Below are 11,526 nucleotides of genomic sequence, written 5' to 3'. Positions count from 1 at the left end.
TTGGCACACTGTTGAGTTCTCAAGGAACGGACGCTTCCTTTGTACTCACCCTCTCGGGCTTTCCTCCGGGCGCTTCCCTTCGGTCTTGCGTTTCCAACCTTACCAGATCCGTTTTCCGTTCCGTTTCCGGTTCGGATTTCATTTCCGGTGGCCGTTGGAGTGGCCTTTTGCCTTTCGGCTGGACCCGACTTTATCAGAAGCATTTCGGCCGAGCTAATCGGCTTCGTGATCCGGATAAGGAATCGGGAGCGGCTCCGCGGAAATCATTTCCCAGCGAGAACCAGACAGACTCTAAATGTTCACGCCCGAACTGTCCAGTCCGAGGCAACCGTTAAAATCTACCTCCCCACACATCCCATGTCAACGGGTCTTGCGGGGCGAAGAGGAGACTAGCAGCTCGCGGGGGCCGTACGCACATCAGGCTGCCGTGGGCAGTTCGGCACTGCGGTCGGCCTCCTCCACGTCACCGATGTCCCCTGCCCGGGCAGCCCTGCCGCCCAAGACGTAGACGTAGGCGAGGAACGCTGCTTCTGCGGCGACGCCGATGGTGATGCGGCCCCAGGTGGGAAGGCCCGAGGGCGTCACGAAGCCCTCGATCAGACCGGACACGAACAGCACCAGAGCCAGGCCGATCGCCATGCCGAGCGCGGCCCGGCCCTGCTGGGCCAGTGCACTCCGGCGGCTCTGCGGGCCGGGGTCGATGACCGTCCAGCCCAGGCGAAGGCCTGTGCCGGCGGCGACGAAGACGGCCGTGAGTTCGAGCAGGCCGTGCGGGAGCACCAGGCCGAGGAAGACGTCGAGCCGGCCGGCCGAAGCCATGAGTCCGATGCCGACGCCCAGGTTCAGCATGTTCAGGAAGAGGATCCAGATGACCGGCAGGCACAGGAAGGCGCCGAGGGTGAGGCACATGGCGGCCGCCTGTGCGTTGTTCGTCCACACCTGCGCGGCGAACGAGGCCGCCGGGTGACTCGAGTAGTACGTCTCGTACTCTCCGCCGGGGCGGGTCAGCCGGCGCAGTTCCTCCGGTGCGCCGATCGCGGACTGCACCTCCGGATGGGTTCCGATCCACCACCCGATGACGGCCGCCAGCAGTGTGGAGAGCACTGCGGTCGGTATCCACCAGTGGCGGGAGCGGTAGACCGCCGCCGGAAAGCCGGCGGTGAGGAAGTCGGCGACGTCTCGCCAGCTCGACCGCCTTGTGCCGGTCACGACTGCTCGCGCGCGCGCCACGAGCTGGGTGAGTCTCGCCGTCAGGGCCGGCTCCGGAGCGCTCGACTGAACCAGGGAGAGATGGGTGGCCGTGCGCTGGTAGAGCGTGACGAGCTCGTCGGCCTCCGCGCCCGTCAGGTGGCGACCCCGACGTAGGAGGTGGTCCAGGCGGTCCCACTCGGCGCGGTGGGCTGTCACGAAGACATCGAGGTCCATGGTCGGCTGCTGCTCCAGGCACTGGGTGCGTTGCGTACGGTCGGTACTACTTCACTGCTGCACTACTGCGACACGCTGCCGGTCAGCTTGGCAGACTGGTGGATCAGGGGGCGGGGAAGGCCGAAGAACACGAAGGGGGCAGCAGTGAGCGGGCTAGTGACAGGGGACGCGGTCGTACTGGGGCTGCAGCCGGCGAGACTGCCGAGCCGAGCCCTTGCTCTCGTGATCGATCTCGCCGTGGTGTGGACGGGATATCTGCTGCTGTCCGTGGGGCTCGCGGTGGCAACTGCCTCGCTGGACGAGGCAGCCGTCATGGCGGTGTCCATCGCCTCGTTCCTGCTGGTGCTCGTAGGTGCGCCAATAGCCGTGGAGACACTGAGCCACGGGCGTTCGCTGGGAAAGCTGGCCTGTGGACTGCGCGTGGTCCGCGACGACGGTGGGCCCATTCGCTTCCGGCACGCACTCGTACGCGGGGCGATGGGGGTCGTCGAGATCCTCTTCACGTTCGGCGTCATCGCCTGCATCGCGTCCCTGGTCTCCGAACGGGGCCGGCGTATAGGAGACGTGTTCGCCGGGACGCTCGTCGTGCGCGAGCGGGTGCCCGCGGCCCGCGGTCCGATGGCGCCGCCTCCCCCGCCGCCGTGGCTGGCGGGCCGGTTCGCCCAGCTCGATCTGTCGAGCGTGCCGGACACCCTGTGGCTGGCGATACGCCAGTACCTCACCCGCATGAGGCAGCTGGACCCGGCGGTGAGCTGGTCCATGGCCCAGCAGTTGGCCGGGGATCTGGCGGCCCACACGGGAACGCCTGCTCCGCAGGGCGTGCCTCCGGCCGCGTATCTCGCTGCCGTGGTGAGCGAGCGGCAGGCTCGCGACGCCCGGCGCACATTCACCGCGTCCGCTTCGAAAGCCGCTGCCGAATCTTTCGGATCCGGGACGGCACCGGCCGCGGGCCCCATGGCAGATCCGGGCCCGGTGCCGGGGCCTGCGGGAGCTGCCGCCACTCAGCGGCCTCCGGCACCCCGTTCTCCGGCACACTTCCCCGCCGAGGTTCCGTCCGCATCATCGAGCGGATTCGCCCCTCCCGCGTAAACCGGCCATCAGCGCCGAAGCCGCACTCACAGCCACCGTCACAGTCACAGCGCCGACAGTCGGAGGGCTCGCCTCAGCGGAAGGCGGAAGGCGGGCTCTCAAGATCCTCGAGCTCGATGCCGGGCGCGGCGAGGACCACGTCCCCGGCGATGTGAACGGCGTACTGCTCGCCCGTGTCCAAGGCGCTGACCTGGTATTCGTCCACTGTCAGGGGGCCGTTGTCAGTGGTGTGCGCTTCACTCTTCACCAGGGCCCAGGACTGGTCGACGGTCAGGGGTGCCAGGACGGGGTCGGTGAAGGCGACGAGGCGGATACGGGTTGCGGGAGCGCCGGGTGCGAGGCGCAGCAGCCGGGCAGTGGCGACGAGGAAGGCGGGAGAGGTGCCGGTGAAGGTGTGGGCGGGGGCGTTGCCTTCTCTGGCGTCGTTGCCGGTGGGGTCGGTGCGGACCCAGGTGACGCCGTCGATCGCCGCACCCCGGACCTGCCAGCTCGCCGCGTGGAGTTCGAGGCGGATGGGGCGGCCCAGTTCGTCGAGAGCGAGGTCGACGGAGCCGGCGTCGTCGCCGGAGGGAGTGGTGGTTCGCGAGACATACCGCCAGCCGGAGGGGCCGGGGGCGCACTGGAAGTGTTCTTCACCGAGGGGGGTGTGATCGTGCGGATCGTGGAGCGAATAGCGGCCGCGGGGCATGGGGGCGTAGGTGTCCTTGTGCGGTGAGGCGTCAGCCGGAGCCGTTCGAGGAGGGTACGGGGCAGGCCCCCGACACGGGGGTGCGGGGGCCTGCCTGGTACTGCTCGGTGCGTACTGCTGCCGGCGCTGTTGAGCGCCGTGGTGGTCAGTAGCGGTAGTGGTCGGGCTTGTACGGGCCGTCGACCTCGACGCCGATGTAGGAGGCCTGCTCCGGGCGCAGGGTGGTCAGCTTGACCCCCAGGGCGTCGAGGTGGAGGCGGGCGACCTTCTCGTCGAGGTGCTTGGGGAGCACGTACACGTCGGTCGGGTAGTCCTGGGGCTTGGTGAACAGCTCGATCTGGGCCAGGGTCTGGTCCGCGAACGAGTTGGACATCACGAACGACGGGTGACCCGTCGCGTTGCCCAGGTTCAGCAGACGGCCCTCGGACAGCACGATCAGGACCTTGCCGTCGGGGAACGTCCAGGTGTGGACCTGGGGCTTGACCTCGTCCTTGACGACGCCGTCGATCCGCGCGAGACCGGCCATGTCGATCTCGTTGTCGAAGTGGCCGATGTTGCCCACGATCGCCTGGTGCTTCATCCGGGCCATGTCCGAGGCCATGATGATGTCCTTGTTGCCCGTCGTGGTGACGAAGATGTCCGCGCTCTCCACGACCTCGTCCAGCGTGGTGACCTGGTAGCCGTCCATCGCCGCCTGCAGCGCGCAAATCGGGTCGATCTCGGTGATGATCACCCGCGCGCCCTGGCCGCGCAGCGACTCCGCACAGCCCTTGCCCACGTCGCCGTAGCCGCAGACGACCGCCGTCTTGCCGCCGATGAGGACATCGGTGGCGCGGTTGATGCCGTCGATCAGCGAGTGCCGGCAGCCGTACTTGTTGTCGAACTTCGACTTCGTCACGGCGTCGTTCACATTGATCGCCGGGAAGAGCAGCGTGCCGTCACGGTGCATCTCGTAGAGGCGGTGGACACCGGTGGTGGTCTCCTCCGTCACACCGCGGATCTCGGACGACAGCTGCGTCCACTTCTGCGGGTTCTCGGTCAGCGTGCGGTTGAGCACGCGCAGGATGTGGGCGTACTCCTCGCTGTCCGCCGTCGAGGGGTCGGGAGCCGCACCCGCCTTCTCGAACTCGACGCCCTTGTGGACCAGGAGGGTGGCGTCACCACCGTCGTCGAGGATCATGTTCGGGCCACCGGTGGCGGTGCCGGGCCAGGTCAGAGCCTGCTCCGTGCACCACCAGTACTCTTCCAGCGTCTCGCCCTTCCAGGCGAAGACCGGGACGCCCTGCGGGCTCTCGGGAGTGCCGTTCGGGCCGACCGCGATCGCGGCGGCGGCGTGGTCCTGGGTGGAGAAGATGTTGCAGGACGCCCAGCGGACCTCGGCGCCGAGGGCGACCAGGGTCTCGATGAGGACGGCGGTCTGCACGGTCATGTGCAGGGAGCCGGTGATGCGCGCACCGGCGAGCGGCTGGGCCTCCGCGTACTCCTTGCGGATCGACATCAGGCCGGGCATCTCGTGCTCGGCGAGGGTGATCTCCTTGCGGCCGAAGGCGGCGAGGGAAAGGTCGGCGACCTTGAAGTCCTGGCCATTGGCGACAGTCGACATGCGAGCTGCTCCTCGTGGTTCGGGTCGAGGGTGGTTACGGCTGGCTCTGCGGCGGCCGGGGCATACGAATGCCCGGGAGTCCGCAGGACAGTCCGTCGGAGGCCCTCTCTCCCTCGGTCGGCCCGCGCGGGACCGCCCGACCGCCATCAGCAGCGACGTCTGACTGGTTACGAATCTACACCGATCGGCCCAGTCGGCCCCAGCCCACCCTGGCTCGCCTTCAGGCCGTCCTTCGCGCCCGCGCCCAGCGGTCGCCGCGTGCAAGGGCTTTGGAGATGGCCGGATTCTGTTGCACGATGCTGCGACATGCCGCCGCGGGATCGAGGGCGTCCGTGTGGCCTCCACGAGGGGCCGCGCGACCCGCAGACCCCGCAGGATCCGCGCAGCCTGCACAACCCGCACAACCCGCACGATCCGCGGGACGAGCGTTAGGAGAACCACGTGACCAGTTCGGCGAGCGAGCAGCGGAAAGTGAAGCTGCTCGCGGTGACTGCCTGCCCGACAGGCATCGCACACACGTATATGGCCGCGGAGAAGCTGACGCAGGCCGCGGAGAAGCTCGGCGTCGAGATGAAGGTGGAGACCCAAGGATCGATCGGTGCCGAGAACGTACTCTCTGACAACGATGTCAGAGACGCGGACGGCATCATCATCGCCGCGGACAAGGATGTCGACCGCAGCCGCTTCGTCGGCAAGAAGGTGCTGGCGGTCGGCGTCGCCGAGGGCATTCATCACCCGGAGCGGTTGATCGAGCGGGTGCAGGCGGCCCCGGTGCAGAGCGCCGACGGCGACGCGACCACCGCCGCAGCCGGTGGTTCCGGCGGCAAGGAGCGCAGCGCCGTGTACAAGGCGCTGATGAACGGTGTCTCGTACATGATCCCGTTCGTGGTGGTCGGCGGTCTGCTCATCGCCATCTCGCTGGCGCTGGGCGGTGACGCCACGGCCAAGGGTTACGTCATCCCGGAGGGGACCTTCTGGGCCCATGTGAACGCGATCGGCGCCATCGGCTTCCAGTTGATGATCCCGATCCTCTCCGGCTACATCGCCTATGCGATCGCGGACCGCCCGGCCCTCGTCCCCGGCATGATCGGTGGCTGGATCGCGAACACCGGTGCGCTGTACGACTCGGAGGCCGGCGCCGGCTTCATCGGGGCGATCGTCACCGGATTCATCGCCGGTTACCTCGTCCTGTGGATCAAGAAGGTCAAGGTCCCCAGGTTCGCCCAGCCGATCATGCCGATCATCGTGATCCCGATCCTGGCGACAACGGCCCTGGGCCTCTTCTTCGTCTACGTCATCGGCAAGCCGATCTCCTGGCTCTTCACGCACCTCACCGAGTGGCTCAGCGGTATGACCGGCACCAGTGCGATCCTGCTCGGCGCACTCCTCGGCCTCATGATCGCGTTCGACATGGGCGGGCCGGTCAACAAGACCGCGTTCCTCTTCGGTGCAGGACTCATCGCCACCGGCAACCAGACCGTGATGGGCATGTGCGCGGCAGCCATTCCCGTCATGCCCCTGGGTCAGGGCCTCGCCACACTGATCCGCCGCAGGCTGTACTCGGAGCAGGAGCGTGAGACGGGCATGGCCGCGCTCTTCATGGGCGTGTTCGGCATCTCCGAAGGTGCGATCCCGTTCGCCGCCGCCCGTCCCGCCCAGGTCATCCCGGCGAACATGCTCGGCGGTGCGGTCGCCGGGGCCCTCGCGGGCATGGCCGGGGTCGAGGACGCGGTTCCGCACGGCGGCCCGATCGTGGCGGTGCTGGGCGCGGTCGGCGGCGTGCCGATGTTCTTCCTGGCCGTCGCCGTCGGCACCGTCGTCACCGCCGTCACCACCAACGCGTTGATCGGCCTGAAGGAGCGCGGCAGCCGGGGCGCCCTCGTGCCCGCCTCCGCCTCCGCCCCTGCCGACGACGGCACCGGCACCGGCACAGGCACCGGCACCGGCACCGGCACCGGCAGCGCGGTCGTCGCACCCGCCCTGGTGGGCGCGGGCGCGGCAGGTTCCCGGACCGCGAACAGGCCGGAGGCGAACAAGGAGGCCGCTCCCCCGGCCTCTTCACCCACCACCGAGCCGCCCGCCACGGACGACCGGAACGCCGACGGCGAGGTCCTGTCCGGGTATCTGACCGCGCAGACCGTGAAGGTACGGCTCGCGGCCGACAGCAAGGAAGCGGCCATTCGCGAGATGGCCGCCATGCTTGCCACCACCGGCAAGGTCACGGACCCCGAGGCACTGGTGCGGGCAGCGCTGGCCCGCGAGGAGGAGGGGACCACAGGGCTCGGCGAGGAGATCGCCGTCCCGCACGCCAAGACCGACGCCGTCACCGCACCTGTCGTCGGCTTCGCACGTTCCACGGAGGGCGTGGAGTGGGGTTCGATGGACGGCACCAGGGCCAGGCTGATCTTCATGATCACGGTCCCGGAGGCGTCCGCGGGTGACGAGCATCTGCGCATCCTGGCCATGCTGTCGCGCAAGCTCATGGACGCCGGCTTCCGCGAGCGCCTGACGGCGGCGCCGGATGTGCCCTCGGTCCTCTCCGTGCTCGGCGAGATCGAATAGCCGACCGGCACCGCGGACACCACGACCGCACCGCGGGCAGCACGACCCCCACCGCGGGCACCCCGCGACCCGCACCACAGGCACCCGGCCGCACAACGGGCACCCCGCAGAAGAGCGTGCGGCCATGGAAGACGGGCAGCAGTGAGGCCCCTGGACCGTCGTGGTCCAGGGGCCTCACCGCACATGCGCGTCGGTCAGTGACCGGCACCGCCCGGCGCCTTGCCGGGGTTGGCACCGGTGGCTGCCGCCGCCTCGTTGTAGATGTCCGGCTCGAGGTAGATCACCCGCGCGATCGGCACGGCCGCCCGGATGCGCTCCTCGGCGGCGTTGATCGCTTCCGCGACCTCGTCCGCCGTCTCGTGCCTCTCGACCGCGATCTTCGCGGCGACCAGCAGCTCCTCCGGCCCGAGGTGGAGCGTCCGCATGTGGATGATGCGGGTGACCGTCTCGCCGTCGACCGTGGCGGCCTTGATCTTCTCGATGTCGTCCGTGCCCGCGGCCTCGCCCAGCAGCAGCGACTTCGTCTCCGCCGCGAGCACGATCGCGATGATGATGAGCAGGACGCCGATGCACAGGGTTCCGATGCCGTCCCAGACGCCGTTGCCGGTCGCCAGCGCGAGGCTGACGCCACCCAGGGCGAGGATCAGGCCGACCAGTGCGCCCAGGTCCTCCAGGAGCACGACCGGAAGCTCAGGAGCCTTGGCACGGCGCACGAACTGCGACCAGGTGAGCGTGCCGCGCAGCGCGTTGGATTCCTTGATGGCGGTACGGAACGAGAACGCCTCGGCGATGATCGCGAAGACGAGGACGCCGACCGGCCAGTACCAGGCCTCGATCTCGTGCGGGTGCTTGATCTTCTCGTAGCCCTCGTAGATGGCGAACATGCCACCGACGGAGAAGAGCACGATGGAGACGAGGAACGCGTAGATGTAGCGCTCACGCCCGTACCCGAAGGGGTGCTGCGGAGTGGCCTCGCGCTGGGCCTTCTTGCCGCCCACGAGGAGCAGTCCCTGGTTCCCCGAGTCCGCCAGCGAGTGGACGCTCTCCGCAAGCATCGACGACGAACCGCTGAACAGGAACGCCACGAACTTGGCCACCGCGATTGCGAGGTTGGCGGCGAGTGCCGCCACGATCGCCTTGGTACCGCCTGACGCGCTCATGCTTGCCGGATGTCCCTTCGTACGTACGCCGACCGGTCCTTTGCCGGGTCTTTGCGGTGCGCCATTGTTGCAGCACCTGTCCGCTGTGCCGACTCAGGTCACCCCTGGGTGCCGTTCAGGCCACGACCGTCGCGCGGAAGACGGTGCCCGAACCGCCACCGGTGCCCGAGATCTCCGTTTTCTCCCCGGCGGGCACGAACGCCGACTCGCCGGGCGCGAGGATCAGTTCACCGGCCGTGACGCTGCCCGCCGCGCACAGCAGGATCTGCGGCGTGGACGCCGTCACTTCGCAGGGCTCGGCGTCCGGGGCAAGTACGTAGCGCGAGAGCCGGAACTCGTCGATGGGGGTGTCGTAGACCTCTTCGCCCGAGGGCGACACCTCGGGGCGCAGCACACCGGGATCCGTCGCCTCGAACCGGACGACACGCAGGAGTTCGGGGACGTCGACGTGCTTGGGGGTCAGACCGCAGCGCAGGACGTTGTCGGAGTTGGCCATGATCTCGACACCGAGCCCGTCGAGGTAGGCGTGCGGGACTCCGGCGCCGAGGAACAGTGCCTCGCCGGGCTGCAGTTGTACGTGATTGAGCAGCATGGCCGCGATGACGCCGGGATCGCCGGGGTAGTGGCGGGCGATCGACGCGTACGGGGCGTAGTCACCGCCGAGCCGTTCGGCGGCCGCCGCGGCCTCTGTGACGGTGGCGGTCATCTCCTGCGGGTCCGCGGTCAGCACGGCGGTCAGCACCTCGCGGAGCGCCGCTTCCTCCGGCCGGGCGTGCAGCAGGTCCACGTACGGCTTGAGTGAGTCGACCTCGAGACCTGCGAGCAGTTCGGCCGCGGCATCGGGGGCCCGGAAGCCGCACAGGCCGTCGAAGGGCGTGAGCGCGCAGATCAGTTCCGGCTTGTGGTTGGCGTCCTTGTAGTTGCGGTGCGGCGCGTCGAGGGGGACGCCGGCGTTCTCCTCCGCCCCGTATCCGTCCCTCGCCTGGGTCAGGTTCGGGTGCACCTGGAGGGAGAGCGGCGCGCCGGCCGCGAGGAGCTTGAGCAGGAAGGGCAGCCGCGGACCGAACTTGGCGACGGCCGCCTCGCCCAGTTCCCGTTCGGGGTCCGCGGCGATGACCTCGGACAAGGGCCGGCCGGCGTCGGCGCCGCGATCGACCCGCGACGGTGCCCCCGGGTGGGCTCCCATCCACATCTCGGCCTGCGGCTCGCCGGTGGGGGCGACGCCGAGCAGTTCCGGGATGAGAGTCGTGGACCCCCAGGCGTAGGGGCGCACGGTGTTGGCGAGACGATCCATGATCTTCCCTGGTCCTTCGTCGATACGTCGTGGTGCGGTCCGGCCGGGCTGCCGGCGGGTACGTCCGGGCGGCCCTTGCAGACGGCCGCGGCCGGGTGGGGTACGTCTGGGCGGCTACGGCTGTGCGGGTACGGCTGTGCACGCCCGTCAGTGCGGGTACGGCTATGCGGGATGGTTGCCGGACGTCGCGAGAGCCAGGTAAACGGCGGCGAAATCGGTGATGGCCAGTAGTTCGGCGATCGACTCGAGTTCCGATCCGTCCTCCGGCTCGAGCTCGCTGATGGGCGTGTCGTGGCTGAGCGCCAGCTCGCGGGCGGCCGGTGCCGCGGTGAGACCGTCGGCCGGGCGGTCGCGCAGCAGTACGACGCGGGCCCGCAGCGCCTGCTGCTCGTCGACCCGGTCGCGGAAGAAGTCGTCGGGGTCGGCACCCGCCGCGAAGTCGCCCGAGAGAAGCACACCGTGGGCCGGCAGTGCCTCCGGCAGTTCGGCGGCGAGCGCGGGCCGGCCCGCGAGCTCGGCCAGCACGGCGGCGAAGCGGCGGCCCGCAGGTGCGGCGCCCGTACCCTCCGTCCAGATGAGCGGCAGGCTGTCGGCGAGGTCCGCGGCCAGTGTCTTGGCCGGGTTGCTGTGCATCGCGACGGCGGGCCCGCAGCGCTCGGCGGTCCGGTCGAGGCGGTCGGCGACCTCGACCAGCGTCTGGGGCGGGGCGTCGATCATGCCGACGCGGTCCAGGAGCACCAGAAGCGGCGTGAGCAACGCCCACAGAGCGCCGGGAGCCGCCGCCTGAGCCTCCTCGTACGCCTCGTAGGGCGCGGTGGCCATGGGGACGACCAGACCGTGCACCCCTTCGACCGCCTCCGAGAGGGGCGAGCGCTGCGGGGAGACCGCGACAACGGTGCAGCCGCGCCGGTACGCCTGCTCCGCGAGCAGCGCGAGACCGGGTTCGCTGCCGTCCGTCGTCGTGAGAAGCAGGAGGTCGAGTGAGCCCGCCCAGCCGGGCAGCGCCCAGCGCAGGGCGCCGGCCGCGTGGGCGACACCGGTGGGGCGGAGGGGGATGACGGGAGCGGACGCACCGGCCAGCGCGCCGACCAGGTCCGCGACGCCGAGGGCGGCGGTGCCGGGGCCCGCCACGAGGACGGCTCGCGGCCGGCCCTCCGGGCTGAGCTCCGCGATACCGGCTTCGGCGGCGTGCCTGGCCGCGGTGCGTACGCGGGCCCCGGCCTCCGCCGCGCCGCGGAGCAGGCCGCGGCGGTCGGCGTGGGCCAAGGCGTCCGGGGCGTCGAGGAGCGAGTCGTCGAGCATGGGGGTGGGCCTCCGATCGCCGTACGCGGGCGGGGGAATGTTCGGTTGTACGGGCGCGGTCGTGTCGGCGCGGTCGGCGGGCGCCGCCGTACGGACCCGCGATCCGTCGGACGGCCGTCCCGCCTCCCGCCTTGCGCGGGGCCGGCACGGGGCTGCGCCGGGGCGGCTCTACGCGGGGCGGCGCGCCTCGTCGACGAGCAGAACGGGGATGCCGTCCCTGACGGGGTAGGCGAGGCCGCAGTCCTTGCCGGTGCAGATCAGCTCGGGAGTGTCGGCTGCCGTGCGGTCGTCGAGCGGGGCGTGGCAGGCCGGGCAGGCGAGGATCTCCAGGAGGCCGGCTTCGAGCGGCATAACAGCGGTGTCCCTTCGGGCATGTCGCATGTCGTGTGTCGCGGGGCCGGCG

General features: G+C 70.0%; 9 protein-coding genes. 2 read left to right on the top strand and 7 right to left on the bottom strand.

The window, feature by feature from the left end; all coding sequences use genetic code 11:
- Positions 1 to 417 precede the first annotated feature (417 nt).
- Entirely contained in the window at positions 418 to 1,425 is a 1,008-nt protein-coding gene (locus ACFYV1_RS32690; RefSeq protein ID WP_389399267.1) for a stage II sporulation protein M, read from the bottom strand.
- A gap of 144 nt (positions 1,426 to 1,569) precedes the next feature.
- Between ACFYV1_RS32690 and ACFYV1_RS32685 the strand changes: the two genes are divergently transcribed.
- A complete protein-coding gene (locus ACFYV1_RS32685; protein ID WP_389399266.1) occupies positions 1,570 to 2,514 on the top strand; it encodes an RDD family protein in 945 nt (314 codons plus the stop codon).
- A 73-nt stretch (positions 2,515 to 2,587) separates the two neighbouring features.
- Here the strand turns inward: ACFYV1_RS32685 and ACFYV1_RS32680 are convergent, their stop codons facing one another.
- Both ACFYV1_RS32680 and ahcY read right to left on the bottom strand, forming a co-directional pair.
- Entirely contained in the window at positions 2,588 to 3,202 is a 615-nt protein-coding gene (locus ACFYV1_RS32680) for a hypothetical protein (RefSeq protein ID WP_389399265.1), read from the bottom strand.
- A gap of 145 nt (positions 3,203 to 3,347) precedes the next feature.
- Positions 3,348 to 4,805, bottom strand: a complete 1,458-nt coding sequence (gene ahcY / locus ACFYV1_RS32675; protein ID WP_389399264.1) for an adenosylhomocysteinase — start codon at positions 4,803 to 4,805, stop codon at positions 3,348 to 3,350.
- Positions 4,806 to 5,327: 522 nt separating this feature from the next.
- On the opposite strand from ahcY, the gene ACFYV1_RS32670 reads away from it, so the two are divergent.
- Positions 5,328 to 7,367, top strand: coding sequence for a fructose-specific PTS transporter subunit EIIC (locus ACFYV1_RS32670; protein ID WP_389399277.1), 2,040 nt, complete (start codon positions 5,328 to 5,330; stop codon positions 7,365 to 7,367).
- A gap of 194 nt (positions 7,368 to 7,561) precedes the next feature.
- On the opposite strand, the gene ACFYV1_RS32665 is transcribed toward ACFYV1_RS32670, so the two are convergent.
- The 4 genes from ACFYV1_RS32665 to ACFYV1_RS32650 all read right to left on the bottom strand — a co-directional run bounded on the left by ACFYV1_RS32665 (position 7,562) and on the right by ACFYV1_RS32650 (position 11,474).
- Entirely contained in the window at positions 7,562 to 8,527 is a 966-nt protein-coding gene (locus ACFYV1_RS32665; RefSeq protein ID WP_389399263.1) for a cation diffusion facilitator family transporter, read from the bottom strand.
- A 115-nt stretch (positions 8,528 to 8,642) separates the two neighbouring features.
- Positions 8,643 to 9,821, bottom strand: a complete 1,179-nt coding sequence (gene manA, locus ACFYV1_RS32660) for a mannose-6-phosphate isomerase, class I (RefSeq protein ID WP_389399262.1) — start codon at positions 9,819 to 9,821, stop codon at positions 8,643 to 8,645.
- Positions 9,822 to 9,983: 162 nt separating this feature from the next.
- Positions 9,984 to 11,123: an SIS domain-containing protein gene (locus ACFYV1_RS32655; RefSeq protein WP_389399261.1), complete on the bottom strand. Its 1,140-nt coding sequence runs from the start codon at positions 11,121 to 11,123 to the stop codon at positions 9,984 to 9,986.
- Positions 11,124 to 11,291: 168 nt separating this feature from the next.
- A complete protein-coding gene (locus tag ACFYV1_RS32650; RefSeq protein ID WP_100107426.1) occupies positions 11,292 to 11,474 on the bottom strand; it encodes a Trm112 family protein in 183 nt (60 codons plus the stop codon).
- Positions 11,475 to 11,526: the final 52 nt, after the last annotated feature.

The sequence above is a fragment of the Streptomyces sp. NPDC003023 genome (assembly GCF_042888225.1).
GTDB lineage: Bacteria > Actinomycetota > Actinomycetes > Streptomycetales > Streptomycetaceae > Streptomyces.
Note: the sequence above shows the minus strand (reverse complement) of the source record. Positions and strands in the feature narration are given on the sequence as shown.